A 24384-nucleotide genomic window follows, 5' to 3' on the forward strand; every position below is an offset into this window, starting at 1 on the left:
ACCCAGCCAGGACGTCAACCCACCGCGGCAGCAATCGACGGCGCGATCCGCAGCGCATTGGCCCCAATGGTCAAGGCCGGGTTGAGCGCGGCCGACGAGGGGAAGAACGACGCGTCCGCCAGCCACAGGTTGCCGACGTCGTGACTGCGGCACAACGGATCCAGCACACTCTCCGCGGAATCAACCCCGGCAACAGCCGTACCGCACATGTGCGAGTTCGTCTCGATCCCCATCTGCTGCGTGAAGATCAGCGGATAACCAGCCTTCCGGACGATCTTCGTGATCCGCCGCACCAGCTCGTGGTGAGCACTGACGTTGTTCGGCGTCCAGTCGATGATCGTGCGGTCACCCTCGACCCGGACGCGGTTGCCGCGAGACGGCAGGTCCTCACTCGTCAGGTAGATGTCGATACTGCGCGCGGACATGAACTTCAGCGCCCACATCGGCGCCCACGCCCGGGCCGGCTTGAGCATGGGCGCCTGGAGCTTGCCGAGCATCTGCAGGTTGCCCAGCGGATACGTAGAGCTCTCGTAGAAGTCGTTGATCCCCAGCGTCTTCTGCCACTTCGTCGGATTGGTCCGAAGTGGATTCACGCCGACGAAGAACGTGCTGTTGTGGACCATGTAGTTCCGCCCGAGCAGGCCCGAAGAATTGCCCAGTCCTGCCGGATGCTGATCGTTCGCGGACCGAAGCAGCAGCGCCGCCGAGTTGACCGCGCCCGCCGCGACGACGAACTGGCGGGCGGTGATCCGGATCGTCCGGCCGCCGTGGCGGGCTTCCGCCGCGGTCGCCGTCCGGCCGTCGGGGGCGGTGACCAAGCGCGTCACGACCGCGTCGATCATCAGCTTGACCCCCGCCCGCAGCGCCGGGACCAGGATCCGGTTTTCCGCGTCCGACTTCATCCCGGTGTCGTCGGGGCAGCCGTCCGCCGTGCACACGGCCGCGCGGTCGGCCTGGGTGACCACGTTCAGCGCGTTCGGGGTGTGGAACGGGTGCAGCCCCTGCCGGCGGAGGGCGCCCGCGAACCGCTCGATGACCGGCTCGTGCGGCAGCGCGGGGTGCGGGTACGGCGTCGAGTGCGGCGGTTCCGTGGGGTCCTCGCCGGTCTGGCCGTGCACCTGCAGCAGCCGTTCCATCGTCCCGTAGTGCGGTTCGAGGTCGTCGTAACCGAACGGCCAGGCGCGCGAAAGGCCCTCGCGGTGCTGCACCTCGGTGAAGTCGCTGCGCCGGAACCGGGGCAGCATGGCGCCGTAGAAGCGGGTGTTGCCACCCACCCAGTAGTAGACGCCGGGCGCGAACGGCTTGCCGGTCGCCCCGTCGTACCACTGGCCGGCGTTCTTGTACCGGCCCTTCAGGTACATGTGCTCCGGCTGCGAGTTCTCCGGTTCCCGCGGCAGGAAACCGCCCCGCTCGACGACCAGCACGCGGGCACCCGAGTCCCGCAGCGCCCACGCGAGCGTGGAACCACCCATCCCGGATCCGATGATCAGGACGTCGGTGTCGATCTCGTCCCGTTCTTCGCCGGGGGTCTCGAGGACGTCGGCGGTCAGTCCCTCGGGGAGGTTCAGGTCGGTCATGCTCGCGAGACTAAGGATCACCACACGACCCGGCCATGCACAACGTGCGCAACACTCGCCGGTTCGGCTGCCCATTGTGTGCATGGCCGGCTCACCTTCCGCCTGGCTAGCGTCGGGAGCCGACGCCTGACGGGAGGCCCCATGACACCAACCGAGAGCTACGACTACGTGGTGGTCGGCGCCGGATCCGCCGGTTGCGCCGTGGCCGCGCGGCTTTCCGAGGATCCGGACGTGCGCGTGGCCCTGGTCGAGGCGGGCCCGGCGGCGGCCGGCCGCCTGTTCGAGATCCCCGCCCTGTTCTCCCAGCAGCTGAAGACGGTCTACGACTGGGACTTCGAGACCGAGCCGGAACCGCGGCTCGGCGGGCGCCGCGCGTACCTGCCGCGCGGCCGCGCCATCGGCGGCACCAGCTCGATGAACACCATGCTCTACGTGCGCGGGCACCACTACGACTACGACACGTGGGAGCGGCTGGGCAACAAGGGGTGGTGCTACGACGACGTCCTGCCCTTCTTCAAGAAGTCGGAGGACAACCAGCGCGGGGCCGACGACTACCACGCCGTCGGCGGACCGCTGACGGTCAGCGACCCGGTCGCCGTGCACCCCCTGCTGGAGAACTGGGTCGAGGCCGCCGAGCGCGCGGGCCACCGGGCGAACCCCGACTTCAACGGCGCCGAGCAGGAAGGCGTCGGCTACTACCAGGTCACGCAGCGCCAGGGGCTGCGCTGCAGCAGCGCGGTCGCCTTCCTCGAGCCCGCCGCCGAGCGCGCCAACCTGACCGTCCTGCCGTCCACTTCGGCCCTGCGCCTGAAGTTCGACGGCGGCCGGGCCACCGGGGTCGAGGTGGACCACCTCGGGACCGTCCGGACGATCGGCGTCGAGCGCGAAGCCGTCCTCTCCCTGGGTGCGTACAACTCGCCGCACCTGCTCCTGCAGTCGGGTGTCGGCCCGGCCGGCGAGCTGTCCGCGGCCGGCGTGCGCCCGCACCACGACCTGCCCGACGTCGGCCGCAACCTGCAGGACCACACGGGCTGCTTCATCAGCTTCGTCAGCAGCACGCCCCCGCTGCTCGGCCCCGACACGAGCGCGGAGGAGGACCGGCTCCGGGCCACGGGCACCGGCCCGATGGCGTGGACCGAGGTCGGCGGCTTCCTGTACTCCGGCGACGACCAGCCGGCGCCGGACATCCAGCTGCACGCCGCGCTCGGCATCGTGCGGGACCAGGGACTCGCCGCGCCGCTCGAGCCCGGCATGTCGTTCGGCCCGTACGTCGCCCGCCCGGAAAGCCGCGGTTCCGTGCGGCTGCGCCACTCGCACCCGTACGCGAAGCCGCGCATCTTCCACAACTACCTCGCCGACCGGGGCGACCGCGAGCGGCTGCGGGAAGGCGTCCGGATCTGCCTGCGGATCGCCCGGCAGCCCGGCTTCACCGACCTCCTCGACGGCGGGCTCGCCGAGGCGGCCCGGGCGGGCCTGGCCCCGGTGAGCGATCTCGACCACGACATCGACGACTACATCCGCACGCAGTCGTTCTCGTTCTACCACCCGTCCGGCACGTGCATGCTGGGCAAGGTGGTGGACGCCGAGCTGCGCGTGCACGGCCTCGACAACGTGCGCGTCGCGGACACGTCGATCATGCCCACGCTCGTCACCGGCAACACCAACGCGCCGGCGATCATGATCGGGGAACGCGCCGCCGCCTTCATCAAGGCGTCCTGACCCGCGTCTTCAGGAACGGCAGGACGACGCCGGCCATTTCGTCGGGCACTTCCTCGGCGAGGTCGTGCCCGGCGTCGAAGACGTGGCCGGCGACGTCGTGGGCCATCATTCGCAGCTGGGACTCGGCGCGGTCGCCGACGAACTGCGCCCCGCCGAGGGCCAGCACCGGGATGTCGAGCTTGCGCCGCGCGGCCTGCCGGTTCTGCTCGGCGTCGACGAGCATCGCGCGGTAGATCGACAGCATCGCCCGGATGCCGCCGGGCATGGAGTAGCAGCGCACGTACTCCTCGATCGCGTCGGGTGTCGCGCTGTCGGGACGACCGCGCTCGGACTTGATCATGTAGGTGATCAGCTCGCGTTCGTGGCCCGCGATCAGCATCTCGGGGACGTCCGGCTGGAAGTAGAAACCCAGGTGCCACAGGTGCATCCCGCCATTGACGTTCTCGGCGGTGAGCGCGGTGTGGTCCTCGAAGCCGAACCCGGGGAACAACGCCTCGGCGAACACCAGCGCGGTGACGTCGTCGCGGTGGCGGGCGGCGAGCTGGTAGCCGATCACCGCGCCCCAGTCCTCGCCGATCACGGCGTACCGCTCGTGTCCGAGGTGGACCATCAGCTCGGCGACGTCGTCGGCCATGGTGGCGCTGTCGTACCCGCCGGCGGGCCGCGCGGAGTCGCCGAGGCCGCGCATATCGGGCACGACGACGGTGTGCTCCGGTGTCAGCTTCGGCACGAGGTACCGCCAGTGGTAGCCGGTCTTGGGCACGCCGTGCAGCAGCACCACCGCGGGGCCGGCGCCGGCCGTCCGGTAGTGCAGGCTCGTGCCGTTGACCGCGGCGCGCCCCGTGCGCAACGGCGTGCCGTCGTGGTCGACCATCATGTGTTTCCCTCTTTCTGGAGCGTACGTTACAGTTTGAGCGCGCGAAAAATCAGCCGAGCGTCGCCAGGGCGACCTCCACGAGGGGTTCGAGCGCCCGGGCGTCCGGGGTGAGCTTCGCGGAGACCAGCAGGCCGTTGAGGAAGGTGACCAGGAAGGCGGCCAGCGTGCGCGGATCCTGCTCCGCCGCGACCTCACCGCGTTCGGCAGCCGTCCGCAGGACCTCGGCGAGCGCGTCCTGACTGGCGTCCTGCATGTCCCGCACGATGCACCCGGTCGCCGCGTCGCCGGGCAGCCGTTCGCAGACGGCGTTGACGGCCAGGCAGCCCCGGCCGCCCTCCGCCACGGCGATCCGGAGGCGTTCGACCAGCAGGGTCCGGACCGCGGACCGGACGTCACCGCCCCGCTTCAGGCTTTCCAGGGCGGCCGCCGCGAGGGTGGCGCGGTAGTGCTCGAGGGCGGCCCGGTAGAGCCCGTCCTTGTCCCCGAACGCGGCGTACAGGGACCCCTGGCCGATGCCCAGGTGCCGGGTCAGGTCGCGGACCGAGGTCGCCTCGTAGCCCCGAGACCAGAACAACTCCATCGCGCGGCTCACCGCCGCCTCGGTGTCGAACTCGCGGGTCCTGACCATGCGGCCCACCGTAGCCTATCTGGATCGCTCGCTCAAGAAAGCCCGGCCGTCAGTGCAGGTCCACCAGCCCGCGGCGGACGGCCTCGGACACCGCACCCGCGCGGTTGTCCGCGCCCAGCTTCCGGTACAGGCGCACCAGGTGCGTCTTCACGGTCGCCTCGGTCAGCACGAGCGCGTCGGCGATCGCGCGGTTGCGCAGGCCCCGGGCGACGAGCCGGACCACCTCGACCTCGCGGCCGGTGAGCACCGGCGCGGCCTCAAGCCGTTCTGGCAGTACGACAACGCCAACCTCGACGGCTTCCCGCGCTTCATGACCGACCGCGCCGAGGTCGAACGCTGGAAGCAGACCTTCTCGCTGTACTTCGGCGAGGTCCAGGGCGCGCCGAGCCCCGGCTCGCTCGGCCTGCACCCCGGCCGCTGAGCGGGGGTGGGCCGCCGCGGTTCCTCACCCGCGGCGGCCCGCCGCCGTCAGGACGTGTTCGGCGACCACGAGGTCGTGCGGGTAGGTCACCTTCAGGTTCTCCTGCTCACCGCGGACCCACCGCACCGGCACCGAGGAGAACCGCTCCATCACCGACGAGGTGTCCGTGCCCTCGAACCCCTCCCGCGCGGCCGCCTCGTAGGCCGCCAGCAGCGGTGCGGCCCGGAACGCCTGCGGGGTCTGGGCGAGGACCATCGACGCCGGTGGGAGCGCCACCAGCGTCTCCCCGTCGTCCGTGACCGCGGCGATGTGCTCGGCAGGCAGCCCCGGGATCGCCCCGCCGTGCTCGCGGGCTTCGTGCAGCACGCCTTCGATCAACGCCGGGCTGATCAACGGACGGGCGCCGTCGTGGATCAGCACGGTGTCCACCGTGCCGCGGCCGATGCGCTCGGCGAGGTGCCGCAGGGCCTTCAGCTCGGACTCCTGCCGGGTCCGGCCGCCGTGGACGACCTCGACCGCGGCACCGTCGACCTCACCGTCCAGCACCCCCCGGACGAGGTCGTCGTCCTGCGGCCGGACGACCAGCACCAGCGGCCCGACGCCCGGCACCCTGGCGAACGCGGCGAGGGACCACGACACGACCCGGCGCCCGGCGAGCGGGAGGTAGACCTTGTTGATCCCGGCCCCGACCCGGGTGCCCGCACCGCTCGCCAACACGACGGCTGCCGCCTGCCTCACCATGGCCGCATCATAAGGCCGCGGCCGGATCGGCTACGGCGTGAGGCCGAGGCGCCGGGCCCGGGCCACCGCGTCCAGCCGGCCCTCGGCGCCGAGCTTCGCCAGGATGTTCTTGACGTGGTCCTTGACCGTGTACAGGCCGATGCCCAGCCGCTCGGCGATGCCCTGGTTCGACAGCCCCGTCGACAGCAGCGCCAGCACGTCCGCTTCCCGGCCGGTCAGGTGCGGCGCCGCCGCGCCCGGGAGGGGGTCGACCAGCAGGCCGGCCGTGTCCAGCAGCCGCGAGCGCAGCCGGGGGTCACCGACCTCGTCGGCGAGCGCGCGCAGGTCCGCGTACGCCTCGGCCACCCGGGACCGCCGGACGCTGTCCTCGGCGGCGTGCCGGTCGCGCAGCCGCCGCAGCACGTCGGTGACCGCGAGATCCTGTTCCAGGGCACGGGCTTCGAGCGAAACCGCGTCGAGCAGGCGGCCCATCTCCCGCTGGCTGGTGCGCAGGGCGACGTAGAGCACGGCGACGCACCGCCGTGCCACGACGACCGGGGCCGCCGCCATCGCGCGCAACGACTCGGCCCGGATGACCTGGTCGTAGCGGTGCGTGATCGCCGGCGAGCCGACGTAGTCCGGCAGGGACAACGCACGCTGCTGGGCGGCGACCCGGCCACCGACACCGTGCCCGGTCCCGAGCAGCACACCCCGGAGCGGGCCGACGACCGGGCCGTCGAACGCGTTGAGCAGCACGCCCGACTCGGTGACCCGCCCGGCGAAGGCCAGGCTCACCCCGGTGCCGGCCCGCAGCCGCGCCAGGGCGGCCGCCACCGCCGGTTCCACCCCCCTCTTCGGAGGGTGGCTCGTCTCCGCGCTCACCGCCACAGTGTGACCCGGGCCGTGACGCGGTGACAATCGCCCGGCCGTCCCGCATGGACCGAACGAACCCGGAGGTCGTCGTGTCGCCTCACCCTTCCGACGTGGTCGAAGCCTGGCTGGCCGCCTACGGCGCGGCGGAGGCGGACGTGGCCCACCTGCTGTGCGACCGCCACGACGCCGAAGCCGTCGCCTTCACCTTCGTCGGCCCGGACCTTTCCGCCCGCGACCTGACCTACGGCGAGCTGGCCGAGCGCTCCCGGCAGCTCGCCGCCGTCCTCGCCGCGCGCGGCGTCCGGCGGGGCGACCGGGTCCCGGTCCTCATGGGCAAGCGGCCCGAACTGGTGACGACGCTCCTGGCGATCTGGCGGCTCGGCGCGGTGCACGTCCCGTTGTTCACCGCGTTCGCCACCGGCGCCGTCCGGATGCGCGTCGAAGCCTCCCGGGCGAAGCTGGTCGTCACCGAGCCGTCCCAGCGGGCCAAGCTCGATCCCATCGAGGGCATCGACGTCCTCGAAACGGGTCCCGGGTTCGACCGGCTGGCCGACGCCGCGGAACCGCTCGAGAGGTCGGTCGCGGCCGGCGGCCACGGGACGATGCTGCAGCTGTTCACCAGCGGGACGACCGGCAAGCCCAAGGGGGTTCCGGTGCCGGTCCGCGCGCTGGCGTCCTTCCACTGCTACCTGCGCTACGGCCTCGACGTCACCGCGGACGACGTCTTCTGGAACGCCGCCGACCCCGGCTGGGCGTACGGCCTCTACTACGGCATCCTCGCCCCGCTGGCCGCCGGTCGCCGGAACATCCTGCTCGACGCCGGGTTCACGCCCGAGTCCACGGTGGCCGTCATCGCGAAGTTCGGCGTCACCAACTTCGCCGGCGCCCCCACCGTGTACCGGGCGCTGAGCAAGAGCGGCCTGGTGCGCGACGTGCGGCTGCGGCGGGCCTCGTCGGCCGGCGAACCGCTGACGCCGGACATCGCCGGCTGGGCCCGCGACGCGCTCGGCGTCGAGGTCCGCGACCACTACGGCCAGACCGAGCTCGGCATGGTGATCAACAACCACTGGCACGCGGACGTGGCCCGGCCGGTCAAGCCCGGCTCGATGGGGCAGCCGATGCCCGGCTACACCGCCGGGACCGTCGACGGCCAGATCGCCGTCGACGTCGAGAACAGCCCCCTGCTGTGGTTCACCGGCTACCACGACGAGCCGCAGAAGACCGCGGAGCGGTTCACCGGCGACGGGCGCTGGTACCTCACCGCCGACACCGGCCGCGTCGACGACGAGGGGTACTACTTCTTCACCGCCCGCAACGACGACGTCATCCTGGCCGCCGGCTACCGGATCGGACCGTTCGACGTCGAAAGCGTGCTGATCACCCACCCCGCGGTCGCGGACGTCGCCGTCGTCGGCCGTCCGGACCCCGAAGGCGTCCGCGGCGAGGTGGTCGAAGCCTTCGTCGTCCTCACCGAAGAGGCCGAAGCGAACGACGGCCTCGCCGCGGAACTCCAGCGGCTCGTGCGCGACGAGTACTCGAAGCACGCCTACCCGCGCTCGGTGCACTTCATCGACGCGCTGCCGAAGACGCCGAGCGGGAAGGTCCAGCGGTACCTGCTGCGGCAACGGTGACCCACCGGGTCCGGCCGTCGTCAGAACTCGGTCAGCGGATCGGTGTGCCGGGGCGTCCAGCCCAGCTCGCGCTGTGCCTTGGCGGAGGTGAGCTGCTGGTCGAGGGCGAACGCGTCGGCGATCGGGCCCATCCGCTCGCGGGCCTGCTCGAGGGTGAGGGAGACGGTCTTCCCGCCGAGCGCCGCGGCACAGGCCTCGGCGACCTCCTTGGCCGTCGGGCCGGCCCCGCCCACCCCGAGGTACACCGAGCCCGCCGGCGCGGACAGCGCGGCCGCGTAGAGGCGGGCCAGGTCGTCGAGGTGGATCAGCGCCCAGTGGTTCCCGCCGTCGCCGATGTAGGGGACCTCGCCGGTTTCCCGGCCCGGCTGGACGAAGAAGGCGTCGATCAGGCGGTTGTCGCCGCCGTAGAGCAGGCCGGGCTGGACGACGACCGGCCGTCCGCCCTCGGCCGCCCGGGCCAGCACCGCGTCTTCGACGGCCTTGCGCCACGCCACGACGGCCGGCGGGTTCCACGGCGCGGTCTCGTCCCGGACGCCGTCGGTGTCGCCGTAGACCCAGCTGCCGCCGGTGTGCACGTAGGTGCCGCCGCCGACACCGTCCTGCATCGCGGTGGCGGCCGCCAGGTCCTCCTCGCCGCTGGCGGCCTGCGCGAGGTGGATCACGGCTTCCGCCCGCGAGGCCGCGTGGTTGAGCACGTCGAGATCGGTCAGGCCACCGCGAACCGCCGTCGCCCCGGCGGCGGCCACGGCGGCCTCGGCGCGCTCGCTGCGGGCGAGCGCCTCGACGGTGTGCCCGAGCCGCACCAGCTCGCCGATCGTCGCGCGGCCGATGTAGCCCGAACCGCCTGTGAGGAAGATCTTCATCCCTGTCCTTTCACCCGGAATTCCTTCTTCCGCCAGCTTGATCCCGGCATCCGCGGTGCGTCCAAGACCCGTTTCGCGCGCTGTGATGCCGCTTCGGCATCACCGGCCTACGATGCTCGGCGTGGACTTCGACCTGCGGAAACTGCGTTCCTTCGTCGCGGTCGCCGAGGAACTCCACTTCGGCCGGGCCGCCGCGCGGCTGCACATCGCCCAGCCCGCGCTGTCGCGCCAGATCCGGGGCCTCGAAGACGAGCTCAAGACGCCCCTGTTCGTCCGCGACCGCCGCACCACCGTCCTCACCGCGGCCGGTGAACAGCTCCTGGCCGACGCCCGCGACCTGCTGGCGGCGGCCGAAGCCGTGCACCGGCGAGTCGCCGCCGCGGCCGAGGCGAAGCCGGTGCTCACCGTCGGGTTCATGCCGGGCATCGTGGTCACCCCGGCCGTGCGGGCGCTGGCCGGGCACCGGCCGGACGTCGGCGTCCGGCTGCTGCGCACCGGCTGGCACGACCAGGTCGCGGTCCTGCACGACGGCCGCGTCGACGTCAGCATCGTCCGGCTGCCGATCGACCGGCGCGGGCTGGCGGTGCGGCCGCTGTTCACCGAACCCCGCGTCGTCATGGTGCCCGCCACGCACCGGCTGGCCGGCAAGGAATCCGTGTCGGTCACCGAACTCGCCGACGAGCACCTGCTGCAGGACCCCGACGCCGTCCCGGAGTGGCGGGACATCGCCGTCGAACTGCGTGGGCCCGACCGTCCCGAGGTGCCGCGGATCCACAGCGTGGAAGAGAAACTGGAACTGGTCGCGGCCGGCGCCGGGATCAGCGTCATCCCCCTGTCGACGGCGACGTTCTACACCCGCCCGGACGTCGTCGGCATCCCGGTGGCGGACATCGCGCCGAACCGCGTCGCCCTGGCCTGGCTCGCGGCGCGCCGCTCACCGTTGATCGAAGCGTTCCTCGAAGCGGCGGCGAGCCTGGCGCCCTAGCCGGGCCGGCCGGCGGTCGACGGGGTGCGGTGACTGTCCCATGGGACAGCGATGGACGCGCCACTTGAGCTTGTGAGCAGCGGATCGCCCGTCCCGCGCGGAGCCGCCCGCGGCGATCCGGGTGCCGGAACCCGGGTACCCCGCGAGACACCAAATCCCGCCAAGGGCGGTATCGCCGCTGGTGGGGCGTGTGACCCAGCTGACAAAATGAAGCGGTGCCCGGCCCGATGCCGGGCAGGCGCGTCCGGCGGGTGGCCATCCCCGAAGGGCCGTCTTGTCGCAGTCCCCGAAGACTCGGCTCCAATCCCATAAGGTTCGTGCAGGGGAGGCACTTTCCGTGTCGACGCAATGCGAAAGGCAGGCCGAGGCCTGGCCTCACCCGTTCGAGACGAACTGTCCGGCCACCGAAGCGCAACGCCGGCCTCCGGAATATCCGGCGCGGGTCTTCGGCTGGCCCGCGGCGGTCGCGCTGATGGTGCTGGTCCTCGCGACGTTCGGCTTCTCGTTCGCGCTGCTGCGCACCGGGTCGGATCCGCGGTCCGCGGTCACCATCCCGCTGTTCCTGCTGTTCGGCGCCGGGACGCTGGTCGTTCCGGTGGCGGGTACGCGGGTGCGGACCCGGGTCGGCGCGGCGGTCAAGGGCGCGGTCGACGGCGCGCGGGGCAAGCGGTGACCGCGGCGCGCCTGCCGGGCTGGCCCAGCCCGGACGGGCTCATCATGCACAACGCCGACGCCGTGCGGAGCGAGGCGGACTTCCTGCGCCTGCTGCGTGAGATCCTCGCCGGGTCCGGACGGACCGCCGGCAAGGTCGCCGCGTACTCGGGCTCCGTGCTGCCGCGGTCGACGGCCTACCGGTTCGTCTCGCCGGCCAACCACCGGCTTCCGCAGTACCAGGACCAGGTGGAAGCCTTCCTCAGCGGCTGCGGGTGTCACCCGGCCACCGTCGACCGGATGGCGGAGGTGTGGCGCCGGCTGAACACCGGGGCCGAACCCGAACCACGGGAGCCACCGTCTCCCGGTGCCCCGCGCACGCTGCCGAGCTGCACGACCCGGCAGGACGTCCCGACCCTGCCGGACCTGGCCCACCAGGACGGCCCCGTCGTGGTCCACCCCGGCACCTGGCGCGCGGAGCCCGCGGGGCACCCGGCCGAGTTCTCGGTCTCGGTGTTCCGGCTCCTGGAGATCAAGCTCAGGACCGGCGACGACCGGCTGATCCGCCGGGCCCTGCTGTACTTCCTGCTCCTGACGGTCGTCTTCGCCGCCGTGGCCGGCGGGGTCCTCGCGACCCTCATCATCACGACTCGCTGAGAACCGCCTCCCGGGACGTCGGCCGACGCGCCGGATTCCCAGAGTTCTCCCACGACCTCCCAGGAACCGGCCAGGCGGGCGCGCCACGCTCGCCGCATGACGATCGAAATACGGGGCCTGACCAAGCGGTACGGGCCCGCCACCGTCGTGGCCGACCTGTCCTTCACCGTCGAACCCGGGCAGGTCACCGGGTTCCTCGGCCCCAACGGCGCCGGGAAGTCCACGACCATGAAGATGATCGTGGGCCTGGCCGCGCCGACCCGGGGGTCGGTCACCATCGGCGGGCGCCGCTACCGGGATCTGCCCGTGCCGCTCACCGAGGTGGGCGCGTTGCTCGACGCCGGTGCCGTGCACGGCGGCCGGAAGGCCTACGACCACCTGCTGGCGCTCGCGGTGAGCAACGGCCTCCCCCGGCGCCGGGTCGGCGAGGTGCTCGCCCGGACCGGGCTGGACGGCGTGGCCGGCAAGCGGGCCGGCGGGTTCTCCCTCGGCATGCGGCAGCGGCTCGGCATCGCGGCGGCGTTGCTCGGCGACCCGGGCGTGCTGCTCTTCGACGAGCCGGTGAACGGGCTCGATCCCGAAGGCATCCGCTGGATCCGGGACCTCCTGCGCGCCCTGGCCGGCGAGGGCCGGGCGGTGCTGGTGTCCAGCCACCTGATGAGCGAGATGGCGCAGACCGCCGATCACCTGGTCGTCATCGGCCGCGGCAAGCTCGTCGCCGACACCGCCGTGAGCGAGCTCGTCCGCGGCGAGGGCACCGTGCTCGTCCGCACGCCCGAACCGGGGTTCGCGCGGCTGCTGGCCACCGCCGGCGCCGCCGTGCGCGAGGGTACCGAGGCTTCGCTCGTCGTCTCCGGCATGACCAGCACCGAAATCGGGAAGCTCGCGGCCTACCACGGTGTCGCGCTCGCCGAGCTGACCCCGCAGCGCGTTTCGCTGGAGGACGCCTTCATGGCGCTGACGAAGGACACCCTCGACTACCAGGGGGCCGTCGCATGAGCGTGTCGTTCACGCATTCCGTCCGCGCGGAGTGGATCAAGCTGCGCAGCCTGCGCTCCAGCTGGTACACCCTCGCGTGCCTGTTCACGGCCGCGCTCGGCATCACCGTCCTGGCGATGAACTCCGCCGCGGCGGAGTACCCCGGCGAAGAGCCGTGGGACCCGGCCAACCGCAGCCTGATGTCGTACATCGTCGCGCAGCTGATCATCGGCGTGCTCGGCATCCTGGTCGTCACCGCCGAGCACGCGACCGGCCTGGTGCAGACGTCGCTGCTCGCCACGCCGCGCCGGCACCGGCTGCTGGCGGCCAAGGTGGTCGTGGCGGTGGCGGTCGCCGTGGTGGCGGGCCAGGTGCTGATGTTCGCCGCCTTCTTCCTCGGCCAGGCGGTGCTCGCCGGCCACGGCGTCCCGCACGCCGGGCTCGGCGATCCGGGCGTGCTCTCCGCCGTGACGGGCGGCGGGCTCTACCTCGCGGCGATCGCGGTGCTGGCGGCCGGGCTCGGCACGATCATGCGCGCCACCGCGGGCGCGCTCGCCACCCTGGTCGGGATCGTCTTCCTGGTCCCCGCCCTCGCCGGGCTCTTCCCCACGTGGCTGCGGCCCCTGCTCTCGTACTGGCCGACCCTCGGCGGGTCCGCCGTCCTCAAGACGGTGCCGGACCCGGATTTCCCGCACCCCTGGCTGAACCTGGCCGGGATGTGCGCCGGGATCGCCGCGGTGCTGGCCGTGGCGTTCGTGGTCTTCCGGCGCCGGGACGTGTGATGCGGGAAGTGTTCCGAGGCGCGGTGGCGGCCGCCGGCTTCCGGCGCCGGGGCGTCTGATGGGCGCGGTGTTCCGACGCCCGGCAGCCACCGCCGCCGGGCCCGGGGCTGCCGGGGCCGGCCGCGTCGGGCAGAGCGGGTCCGCCGGAATCGCCGCCGAGGTGTTCCGGGGCCTGGTCGCGGCCGCCGCCGCGGTGCTTGCGATGGCGGGTGTCGCCGCGGCCGGCCTGGCCCTGCTGGGGGCCGGGCGCGTCGGAGACCTCGGCTCCTTGACCGCGGCGGCCGTCGCGCTGGCCGTGGGCGGCACGGTCGAGGCCGGCGCGGTGCCGGCCGGTGGGCTGCCGGTCGCCGTGCGGGGCAGCCTCGACGTGCTGCCGCTGGGCGTTTCCCTCGCGGGCGCGGTGGTCCTCGGCACCCTGCTGCTACGGCGCCGCGAAGACGGGTGGCTCGTCCGCGGCGCGGTAGCGGCAGTGGCCCTGCCGGCCGGACTCGCCGTGATCGCGCTGACGGCACGAGGCACGCTGTCGCTGCCGGAGCGTGTCACGACGGGTGCCACCGGTCTCGCGCGGCTCCCCCTCTCCGGCGGGCTCGACGCCGGCTTCTCCGTGGCCGTCGGCCCGACGGTGGCGGGTGCGGCGGCAGGGGCGTTCGCCGTCGTCGGAGGCTGCCTGCTCGTCACGCGGTTCCCGGTCGTGGCAACGGCTTTGCGCGCCGCGCGGTGGCCGGCCGCCGGGCTCGGCGTGCTGTGCCTGGCCGCGGCCTTCACCTTCGGCGGCACCGTGGCCGCCGGGGGTGTCCTGCTCGCGCTCCCCCAGCTCGTGGGCGGAGCCGTGCTGCTGGGACTCGGCGTGCCCTGGACGATCAGCCCCTCGTCCGCGCTGCCCGTCTCGCCGGGCGGTCCGCTGCTCGGGCTGTCGGCCGTGGTGCTGCTGGGTGCGGCCGTCTCCTTCGCGGCCGCGAGCCGGCGGCCCGGCGGACCGCTGCGCCGGGCCGCGGGACTCGCCGTGCGGTTCGCCCCGGTGACCGCCGCCGTGCTCGCCGCCGGGACGCTGCTGTCGCGGGCTTCGCTCGACGTCAGCGTGGGCGCGTTCGGGTTGTCCCTGCCCGTTTTCGCCGCGCGGCTGACGGCGAACCCGCTGCTCGCGCTGGTGGCCGGGCTCGCGGGCGGCGCGGTGGCGGGCTTCGCGGGATCCCTGCTCGCCGACGCGATCTCCGTATCCTCGCGGGTATGGAAGCGATGACGTCCCGGCTGCTGGTCGTGGACGACGAGGCCACCGTCCGCGAGCTGCTCTCCGCCGCGCTGCGGTTCGCCGGCTTCCGGGTGACGTCGGCGGCGACCGCGCGGGAAGCGGTCGCCGCGGCCGTCGCGGAGCCGCCCGACCTCGTGCTGCTGGACGTCATGCTGCCCGACATGGACGGCTTCGAGGTCGTCCGGCGGCTGCGCGAGCGGCACCCCGGCACCGGCGCGCCGGTGCCCGTCCTGTTCCTCACCGCGCGGGACCGCCCGTCCGACAAGGTCACCGGCCTCTCCCTCGGCGCCGACGACTACGTGACCAAGCCCTTCGACCTGGCGGAGCTGATCGCGCGGATCCGCGCGATCCTCCGCCGGACCGCGGGCCACCCGGTGGCCGTGCTCGAGGTGGGCACGCTCGTGCTCGACGCCGAAGGCCACCAGGTGACGCGCGCGGGGCAGGCGATCCGCTTGTCCGCCACGGAGTTCCGGTTGCTGCGCTACCTGATGGAGAACGCCGGGCGCGTGGTGTCGAAGGCGCAGATCCTCGACCGGGTGTGGCGCGAGGACTTCGGCGGCGACGCCGGCATCGTCGACACCTACATCTCCTACCTGCGCCGCAAGGTCGACACCGGCGAACCGAAGCTGATCCACACCGTGCACGGCGTCGGCTACGTGCTGCGGGAGCCCCGCCGGTGAGGCGGCTTTCCCTGCGGGCCCGGCTCCTGCTGCTCACCGCGGGCCTGCTGCTCGCCGGCCTGACGCTCATCGGCACGCTGGTTTCCGGGCAGCTGGAACGGTTCCAGCTCGACCGGCTCGACGGCCAGCTGCGCTCGATGACCGAGCTCATCTCGCTGGCGGCCGGGCCGCCGCCGGCCGCGAACCCCGCCGTGCGGCCCGATCTCCTCGATCCCGCGCTCGAGCTGTTCGGCACCCCGTACGTCGTGTACCTCGACGCGAACGGCGCGGTGGCGGGCGGCCTGCACTCGTCCCGGGTGGCCGGGGCGGTCCTGCCCCCGGTCGACGCGCTGCGCACGGTCCCGGCCGACGGGACGGCCGTCGACCTGGCCGCCGCCGACGGCTCGCAGCGCTGGCGGGCCGTCGCGCGGCCGACCGTCCGCTGGGGCGGGACGGTCGTTTCGGCCGCCCCGCTCGCCGAAGCCGACGCCACGATCGCCCAGCTGCGGACGAGCAGCCTGGTCACCGGCGCCGCGCTGCTCGTCGTGCTGACCGCGGCCGGCTGGTTCGCACTCGGCCGCGGGCTGCGTCCCCTGCGCCGGATCGAGCACACGGCCGCGGCGATCGCCGGCGGCGACCTCACCCGGCGCGTTCCGGACCTCGCGCCGCCCGGCACGGAGATCGGGCACCTGGCGACGTCGCTCAACACCATGCTCGGCCAGCTGGAACGGGCCTTCGCCGACCGGGCCGCGTCGGCGGCGCGGATGCGCGCGTTCGTCTCGGACGTCAGCCACGAACTGCGTACCCCGCTGTTCGGCATCAAGGGGTCCACCGAGCTCTACCGGATGGGAGCGTCCGATGTGGACGACACGATCCGCCGCATCGACGGCGAAGCCACCCGGCTCACCGCGCTGACCGAGGATCTGCTGCTGCTCGCCCAGCTCGACGAGGCACCCGAAGAGCAGCTCGACCGGGCCCCGATGGACCTGCGCACCCTGGCCGGCGACGCCCGGCACGACCTGCGGGCCCTCGACCCCACTCGCCCGGTGTCCCTGACCGGCCCGGGCGGCGCCGGCCCGCCGGGCCCGGCACCGGTGGACGCCGACGAGGCCCGGCTGCGCCAGGTCGTCACCAACCTGGTGGGCAACGCCGCCGCCCACACACCGCCGGGCACCCGGGTGCGCATCGGGGTCGGCACGGTGGCCGGCCGAGCGGTGCTCGAAGTGGCCGACGAGGGCCCGGGGATGACGGCCGAGCAGGCGAACCGGGTGTTCAACCGCTTCTACCGGGCGGACCGGTCACGCACGCGCACGCCGGGCGCCGACGCCGGCCTGGGCCTGTCGATCGCGCGCTCGTTGGCCCGTGCCCACGGCGGTGAGGTCGAACTGGAGACCGCCGTGGGGGAAGGTGCCTGTTTCCGGCTGGCGTTGCCGTTGCCGGAGAACGGGTTCGCGGACTGACGCTCGACGACCTCGGTCCGCCGAGGTGAGCCGGCCGGTCGGCCAAGTCCTTGAGACCTCAATCACCTTAAATGACCTTGGTAAGGCTAACCTCATATGCTGACCCGGCCCTGCCGCGGTCGCCGGCCGGGCCGGGCCGACCGCTCTCCGCAGGACAGGACTCATCGTGCGCTCAACCCCCCGACTCTGGGCCGTGCTGGCCCTCGTCCCGTTGCTGGGCGGCTGTTTCGCCGCCGGCAGCACCCCGGCCGCGAACCCGGCGGCCGCCCGGCTGCGGGTCGCGCTGGCGGTGCCGCCGGCCCAGGCGCTGTCGCCGTACAGCAACGACGCCACCGCGCTGGGCAAGCTGTCCGTGGCCGAAGGGCTCACCGCACTGGACCGGGACGGGGCCGCCGCCCCGGCGCTGGCGACCTCCTGGACCCGGCAGGACGCCACCACCTGGGTCTTCCGGCTGCGCCCGGCGAAGTTCCAGGACGGCACCGACGTCACCGCCGGCGCCGTGGTGAACGCCCTCGACCACGCCGCCGCGGCCAAGACCCGGCCCCGCGTGCTCAGCGACGTCACGTTGAGCGCGCAAGCCGGTGCCGACGGCACCGTCACGATCCGGACGAAGACCGCCGACCCGGTGCTCCCGCTCCGGCTGGCCAGCCCCGCGCTGGGCATCTTCGCCGCGAAGGCGTACGCCGCGGACGGCACCGTCAGCCCGGTAGGCACCGGAACCGGCGCCTACCGGATCACCAAGCTCTCCGGGAAGACCCAGGCGACCCTGGACCGCTTCGACGGCTACTGGGGCGGCCCGGCGAAGGCCGCCGGCATCGACGTGACCTGGATCGCCGACGGGACCGCCCGGGCCAACGCCCTGCGCGCCCACGAAGTCGACATCGCCGAGTGGATCCCGACCGCCCAGGCACCCCTGCTGGACGCGAACACGCGGCACGAGGTGGCCTCCGTCCGGGCCGACAGCCTGATCCTCAACACCGCCGCCGGGATCTTCACCGACCCGGCCCTGCGCGCCGCCGCCCGCGGCGCGGTGGACGGCTCCGCCCTCGTCAGCTCGGTCTTCGGCGGCTACGCCGACCCCGCGCCGGGCCTGTTCGGACCCGCCATCCCCTGGGCCGCCGGGCTGCGCGTCGCGGTGAACGGGCGGGCGCCGGCCGCGACCGTCGCGGAAACCCGGGCGAAGACCCAGGGCCGGACGCTGCGCCTGGCCGCCTACACCAACCGCGCCGAACTGCCCGAGGCCGCGACGGTCCTGCAGCAGCAGCTGGAGCGGGCCGGTTTCACCGTGCAGCAGGACGTGCGGGAGTACACGCAGATGGAGGCCGACCTCCTCGCGGGCAAGTACGACGCGCTGATCCTGTCGCGGGTGACGCTCCTCGACACCGGGGACGCGGTCGCCTACCTCGCGAGCGACTACCTGAGCAACGGCGTCTACAACATCGCCGGGCTGAAGGACGCCGGGGTCGACCAGGCCATCACGGCCGCCGCCGCGGAAGGCGACACCACGCTCCGGCGGCAGAAGATCATGCGGGCGGAGGCCGAGATCCTGCGCACGGACGCCGTGGTCCCGCTGGTCAACGAGAAGGTCGTGCAGGGCATCGGCACCAACGTCGAAGGCGTGGTCCTCGACCCGCGCGAGCGCTCGCTGATCACCGTCGACACGCGACTGAAGTAGTGGCCGGCACCCGGTGGCGCGCGGGCGCGGGCCAGCTGGCCACCGGCGGCGCCCTGCTGACGGCGGTCGCCTTCCTGCCGTGGCTGTCCGGCACCGATCCCGCGCGGACGGTGCTGGCGGCCCGGTCCGCCGACCAGGCCCCCACGGCCGAGCAGCTGGCCGCGGTGCGCGCGGAACTGGGCTTGGACCAGGGCCCCCTGACCCACTTCGCGCGCTGGCTCGGCGGGCTGCCGCGCGGGGACGCGGGCACGTCCTGGGTGTCCGGCGCGCCGGTGCTGCCGCAGGTGACGGCCGCCCTGGGCGTGTCGCTCACGCTGATGCTCGCCACCCTCGTGGTGACGATCGCGGTGGCCGCGCTCGTCAGCACCCGCACGCTGTACCTCGGCTCCCGGCGGCTGCTGCGCGACGACGGCGGCGGCACGGTGGCCGCCTCGCTCGCCGCGCTGCCCAAGTTCCTGCTCGCCTCGCTGCTCGCCACCGTCTTCGGCGTGTGGCTGGGCTGGTTCCCGCCCGGCGGCTGGACGGGGCCGGCGTCCATGGTGCTGCCCGCGCTCGCGCTCGGCGTGCCGTCCGGGGCGGTGATCGGCGGCCTGCTCGCCCACGCCCTGCCGGCCACGTTCGGCGAGCCGTGGGTCCGGACCTGGCACGCCGCCGGCTTCGGGCCGGGGCGGCTGGTCCGGCCCGCGCTGCGCGGCGCGCTGGCCGGCGTGGTCCCGCAGCTGGTGCCCAGCGTGGTCGGCCTGGTCGGCGGCGCGGTCGCGGTGGAGAAGGTCTTCAACATCCCGGGACTCGGCCGGTTCGCCCTGGACGCCGCACTGGCCCAGGACCTCCCGCCGCTGCAGACCGCCACCCTGCTGCTGGCCCTGCTCGGCATCGTGGCCGGGCTGCTCGTCAAAGCGCTGTGCCGCCGGCTGGCCGGGCCCGCCCTGCGCGACGGCGGACTGGCCGCCGCGCCTCCACCCGCCCGCCGCCGCTCCCTCGGCCGGGTGTTCGGCGGCTGCGCCCTCGTCCTGCTCGCCGTCGGCGTCGCCGGCCTGCTGCGCGATCCGTCCCAAGTGGACACCGCGGCCCGCCTGCTGCCGCCCTCGGCGGCGCACCCGCTGGGCACCGACGCCCTCGGCCGGGACATGCTGGCCCGCCTGGGCCACGGCGCGGTCCGCACGGCCGCCGTGGCGCTCGCGGTGACAGCGGTCGCCGTCGTCATCGGGGTGCTGCTCGGCATGGCGGGCCCGGCCGGCGCCGGGCCGGCCGAGGTGCTGTCGACGCTGCCGGCCGTGCTGGCCGGGTTGCTGACGACCGCGGTCACCGGCCCGTCGGTGTGGGGCGCGGCGTGCGCGGTGTGCCTGGTCGGCTGGACCCCGTACGCGGCCCAGACCGCGGCCCTGCTGGAGCGGGAACGGGCCACGAGCTACCTGCAGGCGTCGATCTCGTTCGGCGCGGGCCCGATCCACCTGCTGCGCCACCACCTGCTGCCCGCGGTGCTGCCCGCCGTCGTCCGCAACGCCGCCCTCCGCCTGCCGACGACGATCCTGGTCCTGGCCTCGCTCGGGTTCCTCGGCCTGGGCGAGCAGCCACCCACGCCGGAGTGGGGCCGGCTCCTGGCGGAGAACCAGCCGTACCTGGAACTGGCACCCTGGACCACCCTCGCCCCGGCCGGCGCCCTCGTCCTGCTGTCCGTGCTCGCCGCCGCCGGTCCGCGCCTGGTGACGTCGCGAAAGCTGGTTCGCTCGCACTAAGCTCGAACCCGAACCCTCAGCGCGAACCAAGGGAGCCCCCGACGTGGTCGAGACGCCCGACATCGTTCGCCCGCCCGCCGAACTCAGTGCGGCCCTCGCCGCCGTCGGCAGTGCGACGGCCAGTGCCGAGCTCAGCCGCATGGGGATCCGCAGCGCCTTCATCCGTGGCCCGGTTTCGGTGACGCCCGGTGTGCGCGTGGCCGGTCCGGCGCTGACGCTGCAGTTCCTGCCGAAGCGGGAAGACCGTTACCCCGTCGACGAATACGCCGAGCCGGAGAAGCAGCTGCACCGGCACGTCATGTACCACGCGCGGGCCGGCGACCTGATCGTCGTCGACGCGCGTGGCGACATGGGCAGCGGCGTGTTCGGCGAGATGATGCTGACCTACTTCAAGGGCCGCGGTGGTGCCGGTGTCGTCGTCGACGGCTGCCTGCGTGACATCGGCGAGGCCAAGAAGCTCGGCCTCGGGCTGTGGATCCGCGGTGCCACGCCGAACTTCCACGCCCAGACCGACATCGTCCCGGCCGCCGTCAACGTCCCGGTGGCGTGCGGCGGCACGCTGGTCGAGCCGGGCGACATCATCGTCGCCGACGACGACGGCGCGGTCGTCGTGCCGGTGAAGCTCGCCCCCGCCCTGCTGGCCGCCGCGCAGGAACACGCGGAATGGGAAGAGTTCTCCCGGATCCGGCTGGCCGAGGGCGGCGACCTGCGCCGGTACTACCCGCTGTCGGACGAGGCCCGGCCCGAGTACGAACGGTGGCGTGCCGAACAGGGCAAGGACTGATCATCCCTTCACCGCCCCCGCGGTGAGGCCCTCGGTCAGGAACCGTTGCCCGAAGCCGTACATGAGCACGACCGGGATGCTGATCAGCAGCGAGGCGGCGGCCAGCTGCCCCTGCGGCACGACGTCACCGACGATCATCGACTGCATGCCGACCGGCAGCGTCTTGTAGTCGTCCTTGGTGATGAACACGAAGGCGAACAGGAACTCGTTCCACGCGTTGGTGAGCGTGAACAGCGCGACCGCGAGCAGGCCCGGCTTGGCCAGCGGCAGCACGATCCGCAGGAACGCCCCGAACCGCGTGCAGCCGTCGACCAGCGCGGCCTCCTCGAGGTCGGCCGGGATCGACTTGAAGTAGCCGACGAGCAGCCACGTCGCGAACGGCAGGGTGAACGTCGGGTAGGCGAGCACCAGCGACCACAGCGAGTCGTTGAGCCCGATGCCGCTCACCAGCTGGTACAGCGGGATGAACAGCAGCGCGCCCGGCATCACGTAGGTGAGCAGGATCGTCACCGTGAAACTCTCCGAACCCCGGAACCTCAGCCGCGCCAGCGCGTACCCGGCCAGCGCCGCGCAGACCAGGGCGATCGCGGTCGACGCCACCGACACCAGGATCGTGTTGAGGTACCAGGCGCCGAACGCCCGGCCCGTGAACAGGTTGGTGAACTGCTCGGTGGTCCACGGCGTCGGCCAGAGGTCGTCGGTGCGCGCGACGATCTGGTCGTCGGACTTGAAGGCCGTCACCGTCATCCAGTAGAGCGGGGCGAGCACGAAGCCCAGCAGGCCCACGAGCGCGACCCCCGTGCCGGTGCCGCCGGCCAGGCGGGCGGCCAGCCGCTTGCTCCGCGCGGCGAGCGCGGAGACGACCCGGCCGACGGCGGCCGCGAGCACCACGAACACGCCCAGCACGAGCGCGGCCTTCCAGGCGATCTGCGGCGACGCCCAGGCGAGCACGAGCGTCGAGGCCACGACGATCACCCACGGCAGCGCCCGGCGCTGAGCGGGAGTGAGCCGCCGGCGTCCCAGGTCGCCCGCGCCGGGCAGGTCGCTGCGCCGCATCATCCGCACGAGGATCACCACGAGGACGGCGATGATCGGCAGCATCACCAGCGTGACCGCGGCGCCCGCGCCCAGCTGCAGCTGCAGGATGGCCTTCGAGTAGGCCACCAGCACGTACGGGGCGGTGGCGTCCCCCGGTCCGCCCTGGGTCATCAGCCAGATCAGGTCGAAGTTGTTGAACGTCCAGATCGACGACAGCAGCACCGTCACGACCATGACGTTGCGCAGCCCCGGCAGCGTGATGTGCACGAAGCGCTGCCACGGCGAGGCGCCGTCCACCATCGCCGCCTCGTGGAGGTTGCCGTCGATGGCCTTGAGCCCGGCGAGGAACGTCACCGTGAAGAACGGGATGCCCTTCCAGACGTTGACCAGGATGACCGACGGCATCGCGAGCGCGGGGTCGGACAGCCACTCCGCGGGCCAGGAGTCGACGAGCCCGATCGCGGCGAGACCGGGCCCGATCCCGGAGTCCGTGAGCAGGACGTTGACGCTGCCGAAGATCGGGTCGAGCAGCGACCGCCAGGTGAAGGCCGTGACGACCGTGGGGATGACCCACGGGAGCAGGATTATCCCGGCCACGATCGCCCGGCCGCGGCGCATGTGGTGCAGCATCAACGCCGCGATGAGGCCGAAGGTCACCTTGAAGATCTCGGCGTAGGCCGTGAAGACGAACGAGTTGAGCACGCCGCGGTGGAACATGGCGTCGTCGACGAGGGCGGCGTAGTTGTCCAGCCCGACGAAGACCGTCTCCGCACCGTGGCGCTCGGTGGTACTGGTGACGATCGAGCTGACGATCGGGACCAGGATCAGGCCGGCGACCAGCACCAGTGTCGGCCCGATGAACACCGCGGCGAGCCGCCAGTCGCGCCCGAGGAGCCGCTGCGACCTGGTGAGCGAGGACGACGCGCCCGGCGCCGGACGGGCCGGTGCCGGGCGCGGACGCAGGATCGTCATTGCCGGTAGCCCTGCTGTTCGAAGACCTGGACGATCCGGGCGTGGGTCGCGGCGACGGCGTCGGCGGGCCGGGTGCCCTGGATGACCGACTGCATCATGTCGGTCAGCAGGTAGGCGGCGAGGGCGGCCTGCTCGCCGGGGCTCGGCGCCTGCGGGAACGCGTAGCCCGTCCGGGTGGTCATCGGCAGCTGCGCGCGGGTCTGCTCCCGCAGCGCGGGGAAGGCCGGGTCACCGCCGGTGTAGTACGGGTCGGAGTCCCACACCTTGTCCCACGACGGGTTCACCAGGCACGGCGCTTCCTTCGCGACACCGAGCAGCGCGCTCCCGCTGACCATGAACTTCGCCACCAGCTTGGCGAGATCGGGGTTCTTCGCTCCCTTGAACACGACGAACGAGTTGGACTCGCCGTACGCGAGCGGCCGGTCGATCGCCGGTCCGGTGGCGCCGTTGAACGGGTGCGTGTTGGCGTAGACCGGGTTCTTCTTGGTCTTCGAGTCGGCGTAGACGCTGAACTGGTTCAGCGTGAGCCCCAGGATCCCGGCCAGCCAGTTCTCGTTGTTGCTCGAGTCGGTCCAGCTCCCGATCCCGGGTGGCAGCATCGGCGTGTACTTCGGGTTCGTGTAGATGTCGCCGATGAACGCGACGGCGGCGACGGTCTCCGGCGAGTTGAACACCACCTTCGTGCCGGTGTTGTCCGCGATCGCCCCGCCGTAGGTGTTGATGACGTTCTGGATGAAGCCGTTGGCGTCGCCGGAGCGGTTCACCGTGAGACCCCAGCCGAACCGCCGCTTCGCCGGGTCGGAGACCGCCAAGGCGTTGTCGCGCAGTTCTTCCCACGTGTAGTGGGGCTTGAGCGGGAGCCCCTTCTCCGCGTACCAGTCCTTGCGCAGGTACATCCCTGACGCGATGAAGTGGTAGGGGATCGCGTACCAGCGCCCGTCGAACACGCAGAACTTCGTCGACGCCGTCGCGGGCTCCCCGTAGAGCGCCCGCATCTCCTCGACGACGTCGGTGACGTCGGTGAGGGCGCCGAGGTTGTGGAGCTGGCCGACGAACCGCCGGTCGCTCACGAACGCCAGATCGCGGTTGGTCCCCGCCTGCACCTCGGCGTTCATCTTCGCGACCATGTCGCCGGCGTCGCCGGAGACCAGGTCGTTGCGGATCGTGGTGCCGGTGGCCTGGGCGAGCACCTGCAGCGACTTGTCCAGCGCCTTGTTGGCGGCTTCCGAATACAGCTTCTGCGACAGCATCCCCGCCGAGCCACCGCGCAGCGAAGCTGCCTGGTCGAGCAGGGCCTTGGGCACCTGGACGTCGACCTGCGGCGCGGGCGCGGGGCCGCCCCCGCACCCGGCTAGACCGAGCACACCCAGCGCGCTCATGCCGAGGAACGAGCGCCTCGACCAGTCCGTTTTCTCTGCCATGACCACTCCTTTCGCGTCCGATCGGGCG

At 73.0% G+C, this 24384-nt stretch carries 22 protein-coding genes; 13 read left to right on the forward strand and 9 right to left on the reverse strand.

The genetic code is table 11. The features are described 5' to 3' along the window. Positions 1-14 precede the first annotated feature (14 nt). The gene (locus I4Q55_RS43545) at positions 15-1577 is read right to left on the reverse strand and encodes a GMC oxidoreductase (protein WP_206796573.1); all 1563 of its coding nucleotides are present in this window, start codon (positions 1575-1577) and stop codon (positions 15-17) included. Positions 1578-1718: 141 nt separating this feature from the next. On the opposite strand from I4Q55_RS43545, the gene I4Q55_RS43550 reads away from it, so the two are divergent. Continuing rightward, a complete protein-coding gene (locus I4Q55_RS43550) occupies positions 1719-3296 on the forward strand; it encodes a GMC family oxidoreductase (RefSeq protein WP_206796574.1) in 1578 nt (525 codons plus the stop codon). Here I4Q55_RS43550 and I4Q55_RS43555 read toward each other — a convergent pair. The 5 genes from I4Q55_RS43555 to I4Q55_RS50840 form a co-directional block, all read right to left on the reverse strand. Then, positions 3283-4173 (reverse strand): alpha/beta fold hydrolase, encoded by an 891-nt coding sequence (locus I4Q55_RS43555; RefSeq protein ID WP_242547799.1) that lies wholly within the window; start codon positions 4171-4173, stop codon positions 3283-3285. The two genes, I4Q55_RS43550 and I4Q55_RS43555, sit on opposite strands and share 14 nt — an antisense overlap. A gap of 49 nt (positions 4174-4222) precedes the next feature. Next, positions 4223-4801 (reverse strand): TetR/AcrR family transcriptional regulator, encoded by a 579-nt coding sequence (locus I4Q55_RS43560; protein ID WP_206796575.1) that lies wholly within the window; start codon positions 4799-4801, stop codon positions 4223-4225. A 49-nt stretch (positions 4802-4850) separates the two neighbouring features. Continuing rightward, positions 4851-5048, reverse strand: a complete 198-nt coding sequence (locus I4Q55_RS49895) for a LuxR C-terminal-related transcriptional regulator (RefSeq protein ID WP_307793468.1) — start codon at positions 5046-5048, stop codon at positions 4851-4853. A gap of 198 nt (positions 5049-5246) precedes the next feature. Beyond that, positions 5247-5963 carry a 2-C-methyl-D-erythritol 4-phosphate cytidylyltransferase gene (locus tag I4Q55_RS43570; protein WP_206796578.1) on the reverse strand — a complete coding sequence of 239 codons (717 nt, stop codon included), beginning with the start codon at positions 5961-5963 and terminating at the stop codon, positions 5247-5249. Between the two features lie 30 nt (positions 5964-5993). Continuing rightward, positions 5994-6776, reverse strand: a complete 783-nt coding sequence (locus tag I4Q55_RS50840) for a helix-turn-helix transcriptional regulator (protein ID WP_206796580.1) — start codon at positions 6774-6776, stop codon at positions 5994-5996. A 149-nt stretch (positions 6777-6925) separates the two neighbouring features. On the opposite strand from I4Q55_RS50840, the gene I4Q55_RS43580 reads away from it, so the two are divergent. Beyond that, complete coding sequence (locus I4Q55_RS43580; RefSeq protein ID WP_307793469.1) at positions 6926-8446, forward strand: AMP-binding protein; 1521 nt, start codon at positions 6926-6928, stop codon at positions 8444-8446. Positions 8447-8466: 20 nt separating this feature from the next. On the opposite strand, the gene I4Q55_RS43585 is transcribed toward I4Q55_RS43580, so the two are convergent. Next, positions 8467-9309 (reverse strand): NAD-dependent epimerase/dehydratase family protein, encoded by an 843-nt coding sequence (locus I4Q55_RS43585; RefSeq protein ID WP_206796583.1) that lies wholly within the window; start codon positions 9307-9309, stop codon positions 8467-8469. Positions 9310-9421: 112 nt separating this feature from the next. Here I4Q55_RS43585 and I4Q55_RS43590 point away from each other — a divergent pair, with 112 nt between their 5' ends. The 11 genes from I4Q55_RS43590 (at position 9422) to I4Q55_RS43640 (ending at position 20925) form a co-directional block, all read left to right on the forward strand. Next, positions 9422-10294, forward strand: coding sequence for a LysR family transcriptional regulator (locus I4Q55_RS43590; RefSeq protein ID WP_242547800.1), 873 nt, complete (start codon positions 9422-9424; stop codon positions 10292-10294). Positions 10295-10631: 337 nt separating this feature from the next. Further along, entirely contained in the window at positions 10632-10967 is a 336-nt protein-coding gene (locus tag I4Q55_RS43595) for a hypothetical protein (protein WP_206796587.1), read from the forward strand. Further along, positions 10964-11602, forward strand: coding sequence for a hypothetical protein (locus tag I4Q55_RS43600; RefSeq protein WP_206796588.1), 639 nt, complete (start codon positions 10964-10966; stop codon positions 11600-11602). The genes I4Q55_RS43595 and I4Q55_RS43600 overlap by 4 nt, the downstream gene beginning before the upstream one ends. Positions 11603-11698: 96 nt before the next feature. Further along, complete coding sequence (locus I4Q55_RS43605; protein WP_206796590.1) at positions 11699-12601, forward strand: ABC transporter ATP-binding protein; 903 nt, start codon at positions 11699-11701, stop codon at positions 12599-12601. Continuing rightward, on the forward strand, positions 12598-13362 hold the full coding sequence (locus tag I4Q55_RS43610) for an ABC transporter permease (protein WP_206796591.1): 765 nt from the start codon (positions 12598-12600) through the stop codon (positions 13360-13362). Before I4Q55_RS43605 ends, I4Q55_RS43610 begins: the two co-directional genes overlap by 4 nt. Positions 13363-13429: 67 nt before the next feature. Continuing rightward, positions 13430-14602: a streptophobe family protein gene (locus I4Q55_RS43615; RefSeq protein ID WP_307793470.1), complete on the forward strand. Its 1173-nt coding sequence runs from the start codon at positions 13430-13432 to the stop codon at positions 14600-14602. Next, positions 14599-15291, forward strand: coding sequence for a response regulator transcription factor (locus I4Q55_RS43620; protein ID WP_206796622.1), 693 nt, complete (start codon positions 14599-14601; stop codon positions 15289-15291). The genes I4Q55_RS43615 and I4Q55_RS43620 overlap by 4 nt, the downstream gene beginning before the upstream one ends. Continuing rightward, the gene (locus tag I4Q55_RS43625; RefSeq protein WP_206796592.1) at positions 15288-16730 is read left to right on the forward strand and encodes a HAMP domain-containing sensor histidine kinase; all 1443 of its coding nucleotides are present in this window, start codon (positions 15288-15290) and stop codon (positions 16728-16730) included. Before I4Q55_RS43620 ends, I4Q55_RS43625 begins: the two co-directional genes overlap by 4 nt. Before the next feature lie 166 nt (positions 16731-16896). Next, positions 16897-18405: an ABC transporter substrate-binding protein gene (locus tag I4Q55_RS43630; protein WP_206796593.1), complete on the forward strand. Its 1509-nt coding sequence runs from the start codon at positions 16897-16899 to the stop codon at positions 18403-18405. Continuing rightward, entirely contained in the window at positions 18405-20141 is a 1737-nt protein-coding gene (locus I4Q55_RS43635) for an ABC transporter permease subunit (RefSeq protein ID WP_206796594.1), read from the forward strand. Before I4Q55_RS43630 ends, I4Q55_RS43635 begins: the two co-directional genes overlap by 1 nt. A gap of 43 nt (positions 20142-20184) precedes the next feature. After that, positions 20185-20925: a ribonuclease activity regulator RraA gene (locus I4Q55_RS43640; RefSeq protein WP_206796595.1), complete on the forward strand. Its 741-nt coding sequence runs from the start codon at positions 20185-20187 to the stop codon at positions 20923-20925. On the opposite strand, the gene I4Q55_RS43645 is transcribed toward I4Q55_RS43640, so the two are convergent. After that, a complete protein-coding gene (locus I4Q55_RS43645) occupies positions 20926-22935 on the reverse strand; it encodes an ABC transporter permease subunit (RefSeq protein WP_206796596.1) in 2010 nt (669 codons plus the stop codon). Then, a complete protein-coding gene (locus I4Q55_RS43650) occupies positions 22932-24356 on the reverse strand; it encodes an extracellular solute-binding protein (RefSeq protein ID WP_206796598.1) in 1425 nt (474 codons plus the stop codon). Before I4Q55_RS43650 ends, I4Q55_RS43645 begins: the two co-directional genes overlap by 4 nt. Positions 24357-24384 lie beyond the last annotated feature (28 nt).

It is taken from the genome of Amycolatopsis sp. MtRt-6, assembly GCF_017308975.1.
In the GTDB taxonomy this organism is placed as follows: Bacteria; Actinomycetota; Actinomycetes; order Mycobacteriales; family Pseudonocardiaceae; genus Amycolatopsis.

Coding starts and splice junctions, on each gene's coding strand:
- I4Q55_RS43545 (WP_206796573.1), bottom strand. CDS start 1,577: ATGACCGACCTGAACCTCCCCGAGGGACTGACCGCCGACGTCCTCGAG.
- I4Q55_RS43550 (WP_206796574.1), top strand. CDS start 1,719: ATGACACCAACCGAGAGCTACGACTACGTGGTGGTCGGCGCCGGATCC.
- I4Q55_RS43555 (WP_242547799.1), bottom strand. CDS start 4,173: ATGATGGTCGACCACGACGGCACGCCGTTGCGCACGGGGCGCGCCGCG.
- I4Q55_RS43560 (WP_206796575.1), bottom strand. CDS start 4,801: ATGGTCAGGACCCGCGAGTTCGACACCGAGGCGGCGGTGAGCCGCGCG.
- I4Q55_RS43570 (WP_206796578.1), bottom strand. CDS start 5,963: ATGGTGAGGCAGGCGGCAGCCGTCGTGTTGGCGAGCGGTGCGGGCACC.
- I4Q55_RS43585 (WP_206796583.1), bottom strand. CDS start 9,309: ATGAAGATCTTCCTCACAGGCGGTTCGGGCTACATCGGCCGCGCGACG.
- I4Q55_RS43590 (WP_242547800.1), top strand. CDS start 9,422: ATGCTCGGCGTGGACTTCGACCTGCGGAAACTGCGTTCCTTCGTCGCG.
- I4Q55_RS43605 (WP_206796590.1), top strand. CDS start 11,699: ATGACGATCGAAATACGGGGCCTGACCAAGCGGTACGGGCCCGCCACC.
- I4Q55_RS43610 (WP_206796591.1), top strand. CDS start 12,598: ATGAGCGTGTCGTTCACGCATTCCGTCCGCGCGGAGTGGATCAAGCTG.
- I4Q55_RS43620 (WP_206796622.1), top strand. CDS start 14,599: ATGACGTCCCGGCTGCTGGTCGTGGACGACGAGGCCACCGTCCGCGAG.
- I4Q55_RS43645 (WP_206796596.1), bottom strand. CDS start 22,935: ATGACGATCCTGCGTCCGCGCCCGGCACCGGCCCGTCCGGCGCCGGGC.
- I4Q55_RS43650 (WP_206796598.1), bottom strand. CDS start 24,356: ATGGCAGAGAAAACGGACTGGTCGAGGCGCTCGTTCCTCGGCATGAGC.